Origin of the sequence: Streptomyces canus (assembly GCF_041435015.1) — a bacterium.
GTDB lineage: Bacteria > Actinomycetota > Actinomycetes > Streptomycetales > Streptomycetaceae > Streptomyces > Streptomyces canus_G.
In genome coordinates this window covers 1,202,331-1,218,992 of record NZ_CP107989.1, presented here as the reverse complement: position 1 = coordinate 1,218,992, position 16,662 = coordinate 1,202,331, and the positions used below count along the sequence as shown (strand labels likewise).

The window sequence follows — 16,662 nt, the reverse complement described above, 5'->3', positions numbered from 1 at the left end:
CCTCAGACGACCGCGTCGGCACGCAGCGCCGCGATGTCGTCGCCGCTGCGACCGAGTTCCGTGAGGATCGCCTCGGTGTGCTCGCCCACCGCCGGGACCGGGTCCATGCGGGCGGGCAGGCCGGCGAGGTCGGCCGGGGGCAGCAACGCCTCCACCGTGGCTCCGCCGGGAACGGCGACCTCGTGCCAGCGGCCGCGGGCGGCCAGGACCGGGTGGTCGAGGAACGCGGCGACGTCGTTCACCCCGGCGCAGGCGATGCCGATGTCCTCCAGGTCCTTCAGGACCTCCGCGGCCTCGGAGCGTGCGATCCGCTCGGCGACCACGGCGTTGAGTTCCTCGCGGTGGGCGACCCGGGCGGAGCCGGTGGTGAAGCGCGGATCCTCGGCCAGCTCGGGCCGTCGTAGGAAATGCGCACAGAGGGCGAGCCATTCGCGTTCGTTCTGGATGGAGAAGAGCACGTCCTTGCCGTCGGTGGCGGTGAAGGCGCCGTACGGGGCGATGGTGGCGTGCTGGGTGCCCAGACGCGGCGGCTGGCTTCCGCCGTAACGCGTGTAGTTGGCCGGCTGGCTCATCCACTCGGCCAGTGCCTCGAACAGCGACACCTCCACCGGGTGGGCTCTGCCGGTGGTGGCCCGGGTGTACAGGGCGGTGAGGACGCCGCTGTACGCGTACATCCCGGCCGCGATGTCGGCGACCGAGATCCCGACCCGCGCGGTCTCCTCGGCGGTCCCGGTCAGCGACACCAGGCCCGTCTGGCACTGGACGAGCAGGTCGTAGGACTTGCGGTCCGCCCACGGCCCGTCGGTGCCGTATCCGGAGATCGTGCACGGGATCAGCCTCGGCCAGCGCCCGGCGAGGACGTCCACGCCGAGGCCCAGCCGGTCGGCCGCGCCCGGAGCCAGGTTCTGTACGAACACGTCGGCACCGTCGAGGAGTTGGTGCAGGATCTCGATTCCGCGCGGGTCCTTGAGGTCGAGCGTGAGCGACTCCTTGGACCGGTTGAGCCACACGAAGTAGCTGGAGTGGCCGTGCACGGTCGTGTCGTAGCGGCGGGCGAAGTCACCCTCGCCCGGCCGCTCCACCTTGATCACCCTGGCGCCGAGGTCGGCGAGCTGCCGGGTGGCGTAGGGCGCGGCCACGGCCTGCTCCAGGCTGACCACCGTGACCCCGGACAGGGGAAGCTGCGGCACGCTCATGGGGGCTTTTGTACGGCCAAATCCAAGAGGGTGTCAACGGCCGCCGCACCTTGACGACCTGTGCTCTTTGCCACCTCAGGACTGTCGGCGAGATCACCCACCCCCCTTTGTACGGCCCTTCAGCCGCGCACGGCTCAGCTCTGGCGGTCCGGATGGCACAGGACCATGACCGCGCGGGCGACGAGCTCACCCGCCCCGCCGAGCTCTTGTCGGTAGCGGTCCGTGATCTCCCGTACGGCCTCCACGAAACCGGGGTCGACCGCGCGGGCCCGGGCCGGGGCGGGGAGCTCCTGAGCCATCTCGCGGCGGCGCGCCAGCAGCGCGATGATCTCCTCGTCGAGACGCTCCAGCCGAGTGAGTGAGATGTCCTCGCCCGGGGCCGTGGCCTGGTTCGTCGTCACGCTGAATCTCCGTTCGTCTGCGCGAAACGCGGCGATTTCCCTCACCGCTGGTCCTTCAAGACCTTGCCCGTGGCGGTCAGCGGCAATTCCTCGCGCCTTGAACCCGCACCAGTCAGGTGGCCTCGGCGCCGCTGCTCCGGCCAAATGTCGTGTGCCTCGTCCGCGCGGCAGCCGGTGTCGGGCGGCACCGGCACCCCGCTGGAGCCCAAGGCCGCGACGATCCCGGAGATGAGGCGCAGTGGGCCGTGGACGACCGCCTCGGCGTCCCGCAGCGGTCAGTCGCGTTCAGCACCCTCCGCGGTGCGGACTGGGCAGCGTCGCCCAGGCCGGGGTGTTGCCGCGCAAAGACGCCCGCCTCCCGACGGATGCCGCCACGGCGGCGGGTGTCTCGCCGGGCATCGTCGCGATGTCCGTGGACGAGGCGGTCACCTCGATGAACGGCGTCCGCGTCAGGCCGGGACGCCGTGGGCTTCGAGGGCTCGTACGAGGGGGGCCAGTTCGGGGTTGGTGGCTGCCTGGTCGAGGGCTTCGCGGAGGGCCTTCTCGTTGGTGGGGCGGGCCTGTTCGAGGAGGGTGCGGCCGGCCTCGGTGACGTCGGTGTAGATGCCTCGGCGGTCGGTGGGGCAGAGGTAGCGGGAGAGCAGGCCGCGGTCCTCGAGACGGGTGACCAGGCGGGTGGTGGCGCTCTGGCTGAGGACGACGGCGCCGGCGACCTGCTTCATCTGCAGATGCCCGCCCTCGCCGTCGTGCTGGCGACCCAGGACGTCGAGCAGGGAGTACTCGCGCACGCTGAGGTCGTGTCCGGACTGCAGAGCGCGCTCGATGTGGGCCTCGATCCGCCCGTGCAGCAGCGAGAGCGCGCACCAGCCCTGGGCGAGGGCGGTGAGCGCGGGGTCTGTGGCGGTCATGGGGCCTGCTTCCTCCGTCCCGATACGGATCCGTCCCGATACGGGATACGCCCAGGATATTGCATCGCTGAAACTTTCAGCGTCTGCTTCTATAGTGCGCGCGCAACTATCAGCCCCGCACCCGCAGAGAGCGACTCCGATGACGACCCGGGACCCCACCACGACCCTCTGGCGCCCGACCGGCCCCAAGGAGCTGGACCTGGTCCGGGAACTCGACTGGCGTGCCTGGCCGCCGAGGCTGCCCGAGCAGCCGATCTTCTATCCGGTCCTCAACGAGGACTACGCGATCAGGATCGCCAGGGACTGGAACGTCAAGCACGACGGCGTCGGCTTCGTGACCCGCTTCGAGGTCGAGTCGGACTTCCTGAGCCGCTATCCCGTCCAGCAGGCAGGTGGCCGCACGATACTCGAACTGTGGGTCCCTGCCGAGGAACTCGACGAGTTCAACGCGCACATCGTCGGCGCGATCCAGGTCGTGCACGAGTTCCGCTGACCCTGAGTTCACGCTATGACCGTGCCAAGTGGCGCATCGTCAGGGCAAGTTGCAGCCGCAGTCGCCCCTGAGGTGTGCGCAATGGCCAACCCAGCAGATGCTCCGCGTGGGACAGCCGGTCCTGGAGCGTGGAGTGGTGGACGTTGATCTCGGCGGCAGCCGCACGCAGGCTCGCCGTCGAGACCACGGCGTGCAGCGTGCCGAGCAGCCAGGGCGTGGCCGCCCCCGCCGCCTCCAGCGCCTGGACGTCGGGCGGCGGCTCGGCACCCGGCGCGACGAGGTCGGCCAGGAGCGCGACGCCGCCCAGTTCGTCGGCGTACACGATCTTCGGTCCAGGATCCTGAGCCGTGCCCTCTGCGGTGAACCGCAGCGCGGTTCGGGCGTCCGCCCAGGACCGCGGCAGATCGAGCACGGGCACAGCGGGTCCCACCCCGACCCGTCCCGCGGGCAGCACGGCGTCCGCCCGCCCGGACACGATCCGGGGCCGCCCGTCGAGCGGGGCCAGCGCACGCGCGGACGCCGCGGGCTCCAGCCCGAGCCCACGCGCCGCGTGCAACCGGGCGGCCTCGGGGGCCGTGGCATCCAGCACGGTCTCGACCAGCGCCGGGTCGTCGACGGGCGCGCGTCCGCGCGTACGGTCCAGCACGAGCCGTACGGCTCCCGCGGCCCGCTCCAGAATCACCGCGTCGACCACACTGGGCGCAGCCTCGGCCCGCTCCAGCCACAGAGCGGCGGCCCCACCGGGCGCGAGCGCGGTGGTGGGCCAGCAGGGATCCGGCGGCGCCCCGGAGTCGCGGCGCGTCCCGTCGGCCTCGACGCGAACCTGCACCCGCCGCTCGACATCGATCAGCCGGGCGGGCACGCCGGCCAGCACGGCGGCCCCGCGCACCAACGCCTCCAGCCCCGCACGGGCCTCGGACAGCCGATCGAAGTAGGCGATGACCCGGACGGCGGCACCGGCATCCGGATCCAGCGCGGTGAGGCGCCCGGCCAGCTCTTTCATACGCCCATGGTGCGCCATGGGGGCCGCGAAGCACCCCCATGGGGGCGCGGGACCGTCACATGGGTTGGCTCCGCCACGCGGGAACATGGGTGGCTCCGCGACGGGGGACATGTGGCTCCGCCAAGCGGGGACCTGTGGCTCCGCCACGTGGGCGCGCGAGCAGCCACGATGCGGCCGGAGCCGCCCCATGTCCGAACGGCGCGCGCTGCCTTCCGCGCCTCCGCCCGTACCACCGCTAGCTGCCCAGCAGCCTCCGCAGCCACACCACATGCGCCGCCCGCGCCGCCTGGGACAACGCCGCCTGCGGAGCGAACCCGTCGAACCCGTGGAAGCCTCCCGGCCACACATGCAGCTCCGCCACCCCGCCCGCCTGCCAGATGCGCGAGGCGTACGCGACGACCTCGTCCCGGAACGTCTCCGCCGACCCCACGTCGAGGAAGGCCGGCGGCAGTCCCGACAGGTCCTCGGCCCGGGCCGGCGCCGCGTACGCCGGAACGTCGGGACCGCCGCGCAGTTCGCCCAGCAACGCCGTCCAGCCCGTCTCGTTGGCCGTCCGGTCCCAGACGCCCAGCCCCGCCATCTGATATGTCGAGGGACTGTCATTGCGGTCGTCCAGCATCGGGCACATCAGCAGCTGCCCCAGCGGCCGCGGCCCCTTGCGGTCACGGGTGAGCAGCGCCAGCGCCGCCGACAGCCCGCCACCCGCGCTCGCACCGGCGATGACGATCCGCTCGGGGTCCCCGCCCAGCTCTTCGGCGTGCTCGGAGGTCCACACGAGCCCGGCGTAGACGTCCTCGACCGGCGCCGGATGCGGATGTTCGGGCGCCAGCCGGTACTCCACCGACACCACGACCGCGTCCAGTTCCTTCGCCCAGGCCAGCGGACCGTCCACCCCGACCCGGTTGTTGCCGAGAATCATGCCGCCGCCGTGGACGTGGTAGATCACCGGACGCCCGGTGCCCGCGGTCACCGGAGTGGTGGGTCGGCAGATCAGCAGCGAGATCTCGGGGGCGCCCGCAGGTCCCGGCACCGACCGGTCCTCCACCTCGAAGAACCCGTCCAGCGTCAGGTCCAGGTCGGCCAGCATCTCGATACCCGGTCCCTGGCGCACGACGTCGATCTCGTCCACGGTGAGACCGGGCGAGATCACGTCCTTGATCAGATCCAGGGCGGCACTGAGCTCGGGGTCGAACGGGGGCGGCACATGGGTCATGGCTTCTCCTCACGCGGGGCGCGGCGGCTCGTGGCGTCATGATCGGGGCAACGACGTCCGTCCTGACCGCCGCCGTACGGCGGAACCTGCCCGCCGTACGGCGGGTGGTGAGCGGCGGGATTCCGTCATGTTCTTGTGTGACCTGCGGTTCCTTGCCATCGCGTGACCCGTTGTTCACCTTTTGCAGGTGGAAGGGATCCTCGGTGGTGACAACGCTGGCGGTGCCCCCCACGCATCAGGAGAACCAGTGAACGTCTCTCTCACCGTCTGGCTGCTGACCATCGTCGCCCTGTGCGTCCTGGTCGGCGCCGACTTCTTCATCGGCCGCAAACCCCACGACGTGTCGGTCAAGGAAGCCGGCATCTGGACCGTCGTCTGGGTCGTGCTGGCCTGTCTCTTCGGACTCGGGCTGCTCCTCTTCGCCGGTGGGAAACCCACGGGCGAGTTCTTCGCCGGATACATCACCGAGAAGTCCCTGAGCGTCGACAACCTCTTCGTGTTCGTCCTGATCATGGGGAAGTTCGCCGTGCCCTCGCAGTACCAGCAGCGGGTGCTGATGGTCGGCGTCGTGATGGCGCTCGTGCTGCGCGCCGGGTTCATCGCGGCCGGAGCGGCGATCATCTCCGCGTTCTCGTGGGTGTTCTACCTCTTCGGCGCGTTCCTGATCTGGACCGCCTGGAAGCTCGTCCAGGACGCCCGCAAGGACGGACACGACGAGGAGTACGAGGAGAACAAGCTCCTGAAGATGGTGGAGAGGCGTTTCGGGGTGGCCGACCGCTACCACGGCACCAAGCTGTGGATCGAGGAGAACGGCAAGCGGGTCATGACCCCGATGCTGGTCGTGATGCTCGCGATCGGCTCCACCGACGTGCTGTTCGCCCTGGACTCCATCCCCGCCATCTACGGGCTCACCCAGGACCCGTACATCGTCTTCACCGCGAACGCGTTCGCCCTGATGGGCCTGCGCCAGCTGTACTTCCTCATCGGCGGCCTGCTGAAGAAGCTGGTCCACCTCAGCTACGGCCTCTCGATCATCCTCGGCTTCATCGGCGTCAAACTCGTCCTGCACGCTCTCCACGAGTCCGGCGTCCACGTCCCCGAGATCGGCATCCCCTTCTCCCTCGGATTCATCCTCCTCGTCCTGACGGTCACCACGCTCACAAGCCTGCGGGCCGCGAAGAAGCAGGGGGGAGACGGGGGAGACGGAGGCGGAACGGGTGGCGTGAGAGGCGCGGTGACCGGAGCACGCAGGTGCCCGTCTCCCCCTTGACTTCGAGAGCGCTTCAAGTTCTAGCGTCGGGCAGGTCGGCGAGAGAGCTGTGAACGGAGACGGACATGCGTGTGGGCGTGCACATCAACCGGTTCAACCACCCCGCGGGCGCACCCGCTCTCGGGGCCGAGCTCGCCTCCGCGGGTGCAGCGGCGGAGGCGGCCGGCGTGAGCTGGCTGTCGGTGATGGACCACTACTTCCAGATGGAGTTCAACGGCGGCGCCGAGGACCCCATGCTGGAGGCCTACACGACCCTGAGCTTCCTCGCGGCCCACACCGAGACGGTCCGGCTCGGCGCGCTCGTGACCGGAGTGACGTACCGCCACCCCGGCCTGCTCGCCAAGATCGCGACCACGCTCGACGTGCTCTCCGGCGGCCGGGCCACCCTCGGTGTCGGAGCCGCCTGGTACGACCGGGAGCACGAAGGGCTCGGCGTGCCGTTCCCGCCCCTCGCGGAGCGCTTCGAACGGCTGGAGGAGACCCTGCGGATCTGTCTGCAGATGTGGGACCCGGCCGCGAACGGCCCCTTCGAGGGCACCCACTACCGGCTCGCCGAGACCCTGTGCGTACCCGCCCCGGTCAGCCGCCCGCACCCCGAGATCATGATCGGCGGCAGTGGCGAGAAGAAGACCCTCCGCCTGGTCGCCCGCTACGGCGACGCCTGCAACCTCTTCGCCACCACGCCGGAGGAGGTCACGCACAAGCTCGACGTGCTGCGCGGCCACTGCGACACCGAGGGGCGGGACTACGACGAGATCCGCAAGACCGTCGCCTACATGGGAGAACCGGCCACCGAGGGCGACCTGGAGGCCTTCACCCGGGACATCACCGGCTACGGCAAGCTCGGCATCGACACCGTCATCCTCGCCCCGCGCATCGGCGCCCCAGCGGAGTGGATCGAACGCTTCGTCGCACCGGCCGTGCAGCGGCTCGCGGAACTGGACTAGGGGGCCTGTCCTGCGGATCGGGCCGACTTCAGGAAACAGTGCCTGATCAGTGCAGATGTGCGCGCCGGACCCGGCGACACCGGGCCGGCTCTAACCCGCCCGCGCCGCGGAGGGCCGGCTGCGGGAGACGACGCGCGTCCCGCGGCTGTCGGTCACGCGGACCTGCAGCGAGCCGCACGCGCAGCGGGTCCACACCGTCCCGCCCGTCGCCGTGTCGTGCCGGGACACCACCTGGAAGGGCTCGGCGCCGTCCGGCCAGCCGCAGTGCGGGCAGACGGCGCGGATCGTGCTGGTCATGGTGACTCCTCGTACCTCGTGGCGGTTGCGGCCGTCGCGACACAACCCAGGGTGCAGCGGAGTCTTCGTTCACGTCCAGGTTGACTTTCTGGATCCGACCTTGAAGCGTGGGCTTCATGATTGACTTGCGCCGGCTCCACGTCCTCAGGGCGGTCGCCCACTACGGCACCGTCACCGCGGCCGCCCGCGCCCTGCACTTCACCCCGTCAGCAGCCTCTCAGCAGATCCGCCAACTCGCCCGCGACCTGGGCGTCGACCTCCTCGAACCCCAGGGCCGCGGGATCCGTCTCACCCCGGCCGCCGAGAGCCTGCTCGCGCACGCCGACGCCATCCAGGCGCGCTGGGACCAGGCCGAACTCGATCTGCGCGCCGACCACAGCGAGCCCGCCGGACCGCTCAGGGTGAGCGGTTTCCCGGTCGCCGTGTCCGTGCTGCTCGCCCCCATGGCGGTCCGGCTGCGTGAGCGGCATCCCCGACTGACCGTCGGCATCCAGGAGTTGGGCGTGACGGAGAGCTTCGACCTGCTCTTCGAGGGGGAGATCGACCTGGCGGTCGTGGAGGCGACCCCGTACAACCCGCCCATGAGTGACGTCCGATACGACCAACAGCCCTTGCTGGACGACCCGTTCGACCTGGTCGTCCCCGCGGACCACCCCCTCGCCGGACGCGAGCACGCCGACCTGGCGGAGGTGGCGCACGAGGACTGGATCGCCCCGGTCCCCGACAGCCCCTGCCGCCCCCATGTGCTCTCGGCCTGCGGCGCGGCCGGCTTCACCCCGAGCGTGGTCCATCACGCCCTGGACTGGAACGTCACGGCGCACCTGGTGGCCCACCGCCTGGGCGTCGCCCTGATCCCCCGCCTGGCCCATCTGACGCCCCATCTGCCGATCTCAAGGGTGCGCTGCGACGGCAACCCCCATCGCAAGCTCCTCACCTGCACGCGCGGCGGAGCGCACGAACGCCCGGCGATCGCGGCGGCGCTGGAAGCTCTACGGGAACTGGCGCCCACGGCAGTGGGGTGAGGCGGGGCGAGGGAGGCGCGCTCCGAAGGGGCGCGGGGCTGTGTCGATATGCGGCTCCGCCGCGTGGGCGCGACCAGCCCCCACGGGCCCGCAGGCAAACGAAAGGGGGCCGGAGTACAAGACCCCGACCCCCGCTTTGCGCCGCAGGTCAGGCCGCGGCGACCTCACCCGCGTTGCTGTGCAGCCGCGCGACGACCTCGGCCAGCTGCGCCGCGACCTCGGCGTCGTCGGCCGGGTGCGTCTCGGCGAACCGCACGAGCGAACCCGGGATGGACAGCTTGACGTCCTCGAGCACCTTGCCGCCGGCGATGCCCACGGACTTGCGGGTCTCGTCCTGCGCCCACACACCGCCGAACTGACCGTACGCGGTACCGACCACGGCGACCGGCTTGCCGGCGAAGGAGCCGGCGCCGTACGGACGCGACAGCCAGTCGATGGCGTTCTTCAGCACGGCCGGGATGGTGCCGTTGTACTCGGGGGAGAAGAACAGGAACGCGTCGGAGGCCTGCGCGGCCTCACGCAGCTTGGCGGCGGCCGCGGGGACGCTGCCCTCCACGTCGATGTCCTCGTTGTAGAAGGGAATCTCGCCGAGGCCCTCGAAGAGCACGACCTCCGCGCCCTCGGGGGCGTGCTTGACGGCCGCCTCGGCGAGCTGGCGGTTGGTCGAACCGGCGCGAAGGCTTCCGACGAGCGCGAGAATGCGAACAGGCATGCGAACTCCAAGGGAGGGTGAAACATTGCCGTAATGATGCGGACCGAGGTCCGCTTAAAGTTGTACCCCCTTAACCGGACCTCGGTCCAGTTTCTTCCCGTTGCTTTACGCTTAGTTCATGTCCGCCGTTCTGCCGCCCTTGTCACCGCTGCCGACCCCCCCGGATTCCAGCGGGGAGCCCGAGCTGCTCCAGCTCGGGCTCCCCGAGGACGAGCCCTGCCTGCGTGCCGACGCCGCGCGCAACCGGGCCCGGCTCCTGGAGGCGGCCACCCGCCTGGTCGCGGAGCACGGGGCGGCCGGGGTCACGATGGAGGCGGTGGCCGCGGCCGCGTCGGTCGGCAAGGGCACCGTCTTCCGCCGATTCGGCGACCGCACCGGCCTGCTGACGGCACTGCTCGACCACTCCGAGCGCAACTTCCAGGCGGCCTTCCTCAGCGGCCCCGCCCCGCTCGGCCCCGGCGCCCCGCCCGCCGATCGCCTGCGCGCCTTCGGCCACGCCCTCCTGCGCCGGTCCGGCGACGAGATGGACCTGATGCTGGCCGCCGAGCCGAGCCCGGAGCGCCGCTTCACCCCCGCGCCCCGCCGGGTGCACCACAGCCATGTGACCCTGCTGCTGCGCCAGGCACGCCCGGAAGCGGACTGCGAACTGCTCGCCCAGGCCCTCATGGGCTACCTCGATCCCGCCACCATCCATCACCTCACCCGGAGGTGCGCCATGCCGCTGGAGCGCCTGGAGAAGGGCTGGGACGACCTCGTCGCCCGGCTCACCTGCACCGATCCGCGGCAGTGAGTTCGGGCCTCGCCCCGGTCCGGTACACCGTCACAGCTTCTGCAAAGATGACGACCGTCATGGTGCAGATACCGAAAACGCCCGCGCCCGTTTCCCCGGCGACGCGCTCGGTTCCCACGAGCGCCGATGTGGCCCGCCTGGCCGGCGTCTCCCGAGCGACCGTCTCCTACGTCCTCAACAACACCAGCGCCGTCCGGATCAGCGAGCCCACGCGCCGCCGCGTCCACGACGCCGCGAAGGAACTCGGGTACGTGCCGCACGCGGCCGCCCGCAGCCTGCGCGCCGGCCACAGCCGGATGGTCCTGATGCCCGCCCCGTCCATCCCGGTCGGCCCGCTCTACAGCCAGTTCATCAGTGAACTCCAGTGGGCCCTGGGCCGGTTGGACTACACCGTCGTGCAGTACGGCAGCGTCGGCCTGCAGGGCGACGAGGCCGCCCGCGCCTGGGCCGAGCTGCGCCCGGTGGCGGTCCTGGTGCCCGGCGCGGGACTCGGCCCGCAGGGCGTGGCCCTGCTCCGGCGCTCCGGTGCCCGGGCGGTGGTCACCCTCGGCCCCGAGGCGGTCGAGGGGGCCCACGCCCTGCTCATGGACCACGCGGGCGTCGGCCACGGTGCCGCCACCCACCTGTACGCCCGCGGCCGGCGCCGCATCGGTGTGGTGGTGCCCGAGGAGTCCGGCCTGGAGGCCTTCTCGCTGCCCCGGCTGGCAGGTGTGCGCAGGGCCCTGCACGGCACCGACGCCACGCTGACCGAGCTCCCCCTCGCCTACGAGGAGCAGGCCGCGGCCAAGCTCGCCGTCCGCTGGCGCGACCTCGGACTCGACGCCGTGTTTGCGTACAACGACGAGTACGCGATGCTGTTAATGCGTGCCCTCCAGGACGAGGGCATCAGCATCCCGGAGGACACCGCGGTGATCGGCGCCGACGATCTGCTCCTCGGCCGACTGCTGCGGCCCCGGCTGAGCACGGTCCATCTCGAGCTGCCGTCCGGCCGCGACCTCGCCGAACTGGTCGACCGCGCGGTGCGCGAACCGGGCGCCGCGACCGAGACGCACACGGTGCTGGGTGCCACGGTGGTGCACCGCGACTCCAGCTGACGCAGGGAGGCCTGCCCATGCGCACCACGGTCGGGATCATCGGCGGCGGCCCCGCCGGACTGCTTCTCGCCCGCATGCTGCACCGCGCGGGGATCGACTGTGTGGTCCTGGAGAGCAGGACGCGGGAGTACGTCGAACACCGTCAGCGTGCCGGGATGCTGGAGCAGGGCACGGTCGACGCGCTGCGCGCGTGCGGCGCCGCCGAGCGTCTGGAGACCGAGGGGCTGGTCCACCGGGGCATCGAGCTGCGGTTCGCGGGGGAACGGCACCACATCGACTTCCCCGACCTCACCGGTGGCCGTACGGTCACGATCTACGCCCAGACCGAGATCGTGAAGGATCTCGTCGCGCTCCAACTGGCCGAGGGGCCACCGTTGTTGTTCGGGGCCAAGGCTCTGGCGGTCGAGAAGCCGGAGAGCGACACCCCTGTCGTGCGGTTCCTGCACGAGGGCCGCGAACAGACGCTGACCTGCGACTGGATCGCGGGCTGCGACGGCTTCCACGGTATCTCCCGGGAGGCCTTCCCGGCGGCGACGAGCCGGACGTACGAGCACGACTACCCGTACTCCTGGCTCGGGATCCTCGCCGATGTCCCGCCGTCCTGCGAGGAGTTGATCTACGCCCGTGGCGAGCACGGCTTCGCCCTGCACAGCATGCGCTCACCCGCCGTCTCCCGGCTCTACCTCCAGGTCCCCAACGGCACCGATCCCGACGACTGGTCCGACGAGCGGATCTGGGACGAGCTCGCCGCGCGCTTCGCGATCGACGCCGACTGGAGGCTGGAACGCGGCCCGATCACCGCCAAGTCGGTTACGCCGATGCGCAGTTACGTCCACGAACCGATGCGGCACGCACGTCTCGTGCTGGCCGGCGACGCCGCGCACATCGTGCCGCCGACCGGGGCCAAGGGCCTCAACCTCGCCGTGTCCGACGTATCCGTACTCGCCCGGGCCCTGACCGAACTGCACCGCACAGGATCGACACGACTGATCGACGCGTATTCGAAGGTGTGTCTTTCTCGTGTGTGGCAGGCCACGCGCTTCTCGTACGACATGACTAGGATGTTGCACGCTCAACCAAATGGGGATGCGTTCGAGAGCCGGATGCAGCTCGCACGGCTGCGCCGCATCACCGCATCCCGCCACGCGGCCGCCGAACTGGCCGCGAACTACACGGGACTACCGCTCCCCGTGTGAGTCCCACCGGTGATCGAACGGAGAGCCGTCATGTCATTGCTCGACCCCAAGAGCTGGCAGCCCCACCCCCTGTCGGGACCTGAGTACGCCGTCACCGAGCCCGCCACCGGCGACACACTCGCCACCGTCACCCTCGCCGGCGCCGAGGACGTGGAGCGCTCCGCGGTGGCCGCCCGTGCCGCCCAGACCGAATGGGCCCGGCTCCCGCACTTCGTGCGGGCCGGGGTGCTGCGCAAGGCCGGTGACCTGTTCTCCGCCCACGCAGACGAACTGCGCGAGTGGCTCGTCCGCGAGTCCGGGTCCATCCCCGGCAAGGCCGACTTCGAACTGCACGTGGCCGCCCAGGAGTGCTACGAGGCCGCCGCCCTCGCCTCCCGCCCCGCGGGCCAGGTCCTGCCCAGCGAGGCGCCCCGCCTGTCCTACACGCGCCGGGTCCCGGTCGGCGTCGTGGGCGTGATCGCGCCCTTCAACGCCCCGTTGATCCTCTCGATCCGCTCCGTCGCCCCGGCCCTGGCGCTGGGCAACGCGGTGATCCTGAAGCCGGACCCGCGCACCGCGGTCTGCGGCGGCCTCTCGCTCGCCGCCGTCCTCGCCGAGGCCGGGCTGCCCGAGGGGCTGTTCCATGTTCTGCCCGGCGGCCCCGACGTCGGCCAGGCCCTGGTCGCCGACCCGCGCGTGCCCGTGATCTCCTTCACCGGATCGACCGCGGCGGGCCGCGCGGTGGGGGAGGCGGCGGGACGGCACCTCAAGCGCGCCCACCTGGAGCTCGGCGGCAACTCCGCGCTGATCGTCCTGGAGGACGCCGACATCGAGGCCGTCATCTCCACGGCGGCCTGGGGATCCTTCTTCCACCAGGGCCAGATCTGCATGACGACCGGCCGCCACCTCGTCCACGACTCGCTGTACGAGGAGTACGTCGAGCGCCTGGCCGCCAAGGCCGACTCCCTCGCCGTCGGCGACCCCAACCGGGAGCAGGTCCACCTGGGCCCGATCATCGACGACAACCAGCTCGCCAAGGTGCGCGGCCTGGTCGAGGCCAGCACCGCCCAGGGCGCCAAGCTGGCCGCCGGCGGCACGCACGAGAAGCTCTTCTACCGCCCGACGGTCCTCGCCGGCCTCGACGACAGCACACCCGCCTACGCGGAGGAGGTGTTCGGCCCCGTCGCACCCGTACGGTCCTTCAGCACGGTCGACGAGGCCGCCGCACTGGCCGCCGCGGGGCCCTACGGCCTCTCGCTCGGCATCGTCACCGGGGACGCGGCTCGCGGTCTCGACCTGGCGGAGCGGATCCCCACCGGCATCGTGCACATCAACGACCAGACCGTGAACGACGAGGCGGTCGCGCCCTTCGGCGGTATCGCCGCGTCCGGCACCGGCGCCCGTTTCGGCGGTGAGGCCAATGTGGAGGCCTTCACCGACGTGCGCTGGACGACGGTACGCGCGGACGTGGCGACCTACCCCTTCTAGGGGTTACTCGTCAGGGGTCATTCGCCGTTCTGCTCGGCCTGGGCCTGCTGCTCGGCCACGGCCTTGCGGACCTCGGCCATGTCCAGCTTGCGGGCCTGCCCGATGACGTCCGTCAGGGCGGATTCGGGCAGCGCGCCCGGCTGGGCGAACACCGCGACCTGGTCGCGGACGATCATCAGTGTCGGGATCGACTGGATACCGAAGGCCGCGGCCAGCTCCGGCTGCGCCTCGGTGTCCACCTTGCCGAACACCAGGTCGGGGTTGTCCTCGGCGGCCTTCTCGTAGACCGGCGCGAACTGGCGGCACGGGCCGCACCACGACGCCCAGAAGTCGATCAGGACGAACTCGTTGTCCGTGACCGTCTGGTCGAAGTTCTCCTTGGTGAGCTCCACGGTGCTGCTCATGACGTGATCCCTCTTCCTGGTCTCGGAGCGAAGCCGTCGGCACAACACGGCCTGCGCGCCGGGTATTCCACAGCTGTCACCACTCGGTATGCGGCGCGCGTACCCCTGGTGGCCCGAGCGCACACCACCCACCAGACTGGGCCCATGACGGAAACGGAAAACATCGCCTCCAGTACCTACGATGTAGTGGTGCTCGGTGCCGGGCCCGTGGGGGAGAACGTGGCCGACCGCACCCGCGCGGCCGGTCTGTCCACCGCGGTCGTGGAGAGCGAGCTGGTCGGCGGAGAGTGCTCCTACTGGGCCTGTATGCCCAGCAAGGCCCTGCTGCGGCCGGTGATCGCCCAGGCCGACGCGCGCCGCCTGCCCGGCCTGAGCGCCGCGGTGCAGGGCCCCCTCGACGCGGCCGCGGTCCTCGCACGCCGGGACTACTTCACCTCGAACTGGAAGGACGACGGCCAGATCGGCTGGCTGGAGAGCATCGGCGCCGACCTGTACCGCGGCCACGGCCGTCTCACCGGAGAGCGCACGGTCACGGTCACCGGTCCCGACGGCGTACGGAAGGTGCTGACCGCCCGGCACGCCGTGGCCGTCTGCACCGGCACCCGGGCCGTCCTGCCGGACCTGCCGGGCCTCGACGAGGTCAAGCCGTGGACCAGCCGCGAGGCCACGAGCGCGAAGGCGGCGCCCGGGCGGCTTGTCGTGGTCGGCGGAGGAGTGGTCGCCACCGAGATGGCCACGGCCTGGCAGGCGCTCGGCTCGCAGGTCACCCTTCTCGTGCGCGGGAAGGGTCTGCTCAACCGTATGGAGCCCTTCGCGGGCGAACTCGTCGCCGAGGCGCTCACCGAGGCGGGCGTGAACGTCCGCACCGGCACGTCGGTCGAGACGGTCACCCGCGAGAACGGCACGGTCGTGGTCGTCACCGCCACCGGCGACCGTATCGAGGCGGACGAGATCCTCTTCGCCACCGGACGCGCCCCGCGCACCGACGACATCGGCCTGGACACGATCGGCCGGGAGCCCGGCACCTGGCTGGAGGTCGACGACAGCCTCCGGGTGACCGGCAGCGACTGGCTCTACGCGGTCGGCGACGTCAATCACCGCGCGCTCCTCACCCACCAGGGCAAGTACCAGGCGCGCATCGCGGGCGCGGCGATCTCCGCCCGGGCCTCCGGAGCCCCGGTCCAGGCGGATCCCTGGGGCGCCCACGCCGCGACCGCCGACCACGACGCCGTACCCCAGGTCGTCTTCACCGACCCGGAGGCCGCCGCGGTGGGCCTCTCCCTGGCGGAGGCCGAACAGGCGGGCCACCGGGTCCGCGCGGTCGACTACGACCTCGCCTCGGTGTCGGGCGCCGGCCTCTACGGCGACGGCTACCGGGGGCGGGCCCGCATGGTCGTCGACCTGGAACGCGAGATCCTCCTCGGCGTCACCTTCGTCGGCCCCGGCGTCGGCGAACTGATCCACTCCGCGACGATCGCGGTCGCGGGCCAGGTCCCGATCAGCAGGCTCTGGCACGCGGTCCCGTCGTACCCGACGATCAGCGAGGTGTGGCTGCGGCTCCTCGAGGCCTACCGGGACAACTAGGGCAGCTCGAAGCCGAGGGACGCGGCCGCCTGCTCCGGTGTCGGCTGCGTCCACCGCTCGGCCATCGCCTGGTTCGAGGACAGCGAGCGCAGCTCGGCGCGGTCGAGGTACAGCATGCCGTCGAGATGGTCCGTCTCGTGCTGGACGATCCGTGCGGGCCAGCCGCTGAACACCTCGTCGACCGGGCGGCCGTTCTCGTCCTCGCATGTCAGTCGCACCTGAGCGGGCCGTGCCACCACGGCCTGCCAGCCCGGCACGCTCAGACAGCCCTCGAAGAACGCGGCCCGTTCCGTGCCGAAGGGCACGTACGACGGATTGACCAGTACACGGAACGGCTGCGGCACCCGCCCACGCGCCTTTCGCACCTCTTCCGGTACGGGCGCCGGATCCTCGACGACCGCGATGCGCAGGGGCACCCCCACCTGCGGGGCGGCCAGGCCCACGCCGGGCGCCGCGTGCATGGTGACGCGCAGGGCCTCGACGAAACGGGACAGGACCGCGGTGTCCAACTGGCCGTCGTACGGCTCGGTGGCGCGCCGCAGGACCGGTTCGCCGGCCGCCACGATCGGCAGCGGACCGTCGGTGGCCAGGAGTTCCTCGACCAGCTCGGCAAGGGGCGCGCGATGACTCGGAGTTGCCATCGCGCCAGGATGCCACGGGACCAG

The 16,662-nt window shown here is 71.3% G+C and carries 18 protein-coding genes; 9 read left to right on the top strand and 9 right to left on the bottom strand.

Going from position 1 to position 16,662, the window contains the following annotated elements; translation table 11 throughout:
• Positions 1-2: 2 nt before the first annotated feature.
• The 3 genes from OG841_RS05745 to OG841_RS05735 all read right to left on the bottom strand — a co-directional run bounded on the left by OG841_RS05745 (position 3) and on the right by OG841_RS05735 (position 2,505).
• Positions 3-1,196, bottom strand: coding sequence for a CaiB/BaiF CoA transferase family protein (locus OG841_RS05745; protein WP_371563844.1), 1,194 nt, complete (start codon positions 1,194-1,196; stop codon positions 3-5).
• A 134-nt stretch (positions 1,197-1,330) separates the two neighbouring features.
• The gene (locus OG841_RS05740) at positions 1,331-1,597 is read right to left on the bottom strand and encodes a hypothetical protein (RefSeq protein WP_328642470.1); all 267 of its coding nucleotides are present in this window, start codon (positions 1,595-1,597) and stop codon (positions 1,331-1,333) included.
• 449 nt (positions 1,598-2,046) lie between these two features.
• Complete coding sequence (locus OG841_RS05735; protein WP_365123478.1) at positions 2,047-2,505, bottom strand: MarR family winged helix-turn-helix transcriptional regulator; 459 nt, start codon at positions 2,503-2,505, stop codon at positions 2,047-2,049.
• Positions 2,506-2,644: 139 nt separating this feature from the next.
• Between OG841_RS05735 and OG841_RS05730 the strand changes: the two genes are divergently transcribed.
• Positions 2,645-2,998, top strand: a complete 354-nt coding sequence (locus OG841_RS05730) for a hypothetical protein (protein ID WP_328642472.1) — start codon at positions 2,645-2,647, stop codon at positions 2,996-2,998.
• Positions 2,999-3,011: 13 nt separating this feature from the next.
• Here the strand turns inward: OG841_RS05730 and OG841_RS05725 are convergent, their stop codons facing one another.
• Complete coding sequence (locus OG841_RS05725; RefSeq protein ID WP_328642473.1) at positions 3,012-4,001, bottom strand: helix-turn-helix domain-containing protein; 990 nt, start codon at positions 3,999-4,001, stop codon at positions 3,012-3,014.
• Between the two features lie 235 nt (positions 4,002-4,236).
• Entirely contained in the window at positions 4,237-5,214 is a 978-nt protein-coding gene (locus OG841_RS05720) for an alpha/beta hydrolase (RefSeq protein ID WP_328642474.1), read from the bottom strand.
• A gap of 247 nt (positions 5,215-5,461) precedes the next feature.
• Here OG841_RS05720 and OG841_RS05715 point away from each other — a divergent pair, with 247 nt between their 5' ends.
• Both OG841_RS05715 and OG841_RS05710 read left to right on the top strand, forming a co-directional pair.
• On the top strand, positions 5,462-6,484 hold the full coding sequence (locus OG841_RS05715; protein WP_371563841.1) for a TerC/Alx family metal homeostasis membrane protein: 1,023 nt from the start codon (positions 5,462-5,464) through the stop codon (positions 6,482-6,484).
• Positions 6,485-6,549: 65 nt separating this feature from the next.
• The gene (locus tag OG841_RS05710) at positions 6,550-7,431 is read left to right on the top strand and encodes an LLM class F420-dependent oxidoreductase (protein ID WP_365123471.1); all 882 of its coding nucleotides are present in this window, start codon (positions 6,550-6,552) and stop codon (positions 7,429-7,431) included.
• Positions 7,432-7,521: 90 nt separating this feature from the next.
• Here the strand turns inward: OG841_RS05710 and OG841_RS05705 are convergent, their stop codons facing one another.
• Positions 7,522-7,728 (bottom strand): hypothetical protein, encoded by a 207-nt coding sequence (locus tag OG841_RS05705; protein WP_328642477.1) that lies wholly within the window; start codon positions 7,726-7,728, stop codon positions 7,522-7,524.
• A 116-nt stretch (positions 7,729-7,844) separates the two neighbouring features.
• On the opposite strand from OG841_RS05705, the gene OG841_RS05700 reads away from it, so the two are divergent.
• Positions 7,845-8,750: a LysR family transcriptional regulator gene (locus OG841_RS05700; protein WP_328642478.1), complete on the top strand. Its 906-nt coding sequence runs from the start codon at positions 7,845-7,847 to the stop codon at positions 8,748-8,750.
• Between the two features lie 148 nt (positions 8,751-8,898).
• Here OG841_RS05700 and OG841_RS05695 read toward each other — a convergent pair whose 3' ends face one another.
• A complete protein-coding gene (locus OG841_RS05695; protein WP_365123467.1) occupies positions 8,899-9,462 on the bottom strand; it encodes an NAD(P)H-dependent oxidoreductase in 564 nt (187 codons plus the stop codon).
• Between the two features lie 118 nt (positions 9,463-9,580).
• Between OG841_RS05695 and OG841_RS05690 the strand changes: the two genes are divergently transcribed.
• Genes OG841_RS05690 through OG841_RS05675 form a run of 4 tightly spaced genes read left to right on the top strand, consistent with a single transcriptional unit; the run spans position 9,581 to position 14,009 of the window.
• A complete protein-coding gene (locus tag OG841_RS05690) occupies positions 9,581-10,252 on the top strand; it encodes a TetR/AcrR family transcriptional regulator (protein WP_365123464.1) in 672 nt (223 codons plus the stop codon).
• A gap of 59 nt (positions 10,253-10,311) precedes the next feature.
• Complete coding sequence (locus OG841_RS05685; RefSeq protein ID WP_365123461.1) at positions 10,312-11,346, top strand: LacI family DNA-binding transcriptional regulator; 1,035 nt, start codon at positions 10,312-10,314, stop codon at positions 11,344-11,346.
• Between the two features lie 17 nt (positions 11,347-11,363).
• Positions 11,364-12,542, top strand: a complete 1,179-nt coding sequence (locus tag OG841_RS05680; RefSeq protein ID WP_365123458.1) for a 4-hydroxybenzoate 3-monooxygenase — start codon at positions 11,364-11,366, stop codon at positions 12,540-12,542.
• A gap of 30 nt (positions 12,543-12,572) precedes the next feature.
• The gene (locus OG841_RS05675) at positions 12,573-14,009 is read left to right on the top strand and encodes a benzaldehyde dehydrogenase (protein WP_328642483.1); all 1,437 of its coding nucleotides are present in this window, start codon (positions 12,573-12,575) and stop codon (positions 14,007-14,009) included.
• Positions 14,010-14,026: 17 nt separating this feature from the next.
• Here OG841_RS05675 and trxA read toward each other — a convergent pair whose 3' ends face one another.
• Positions 14,027-14,413: a thioredoxin gene (trxA, locus tag OG841_RS05670; protein WP_266556282.1), complete on the bottom strand. Its 387-nt coding sequence runs from the start codon at positions 14,411-14,413 to the stop codon at positions 14,027-14,029.
• Positions 14,414-14,557: 144 nt separating this feature from the next.
• On the opposite strand from trxA, the gene OG841_RS05665 reads away from it, so the two are divergent.
• Entirely contained in the window at positions 14,558-15,997 is a 1,440-nt protein-coding gene (locus tag OG841_RS05665; RefSeq protein ID WP_328642484.1) for a dihydrolipoyl dehydrogenase family protein, read from the top strand.
• On the opposite strand, the gene OG841_RS05660 is transcribed toward OG841_RS05665, so the two are convergent.
• On the bottom strand, positions 15,994-16,638 hold the full coding sequence (locus tag OG841_RS05660; RefSeq protein WP_328642485.1) for a peptide deformylase: 645 nt from the start codon (positions 16,636-16,638) through the stop codon (positions 15,994-15,996). The two genes, OG841_RS05665 and OG841_RS05660, sit on opposite strands and share 4 nt — an antisense overlap.
• Positions 16,639-16,662 lie beyond the last annotated feature (24 nt).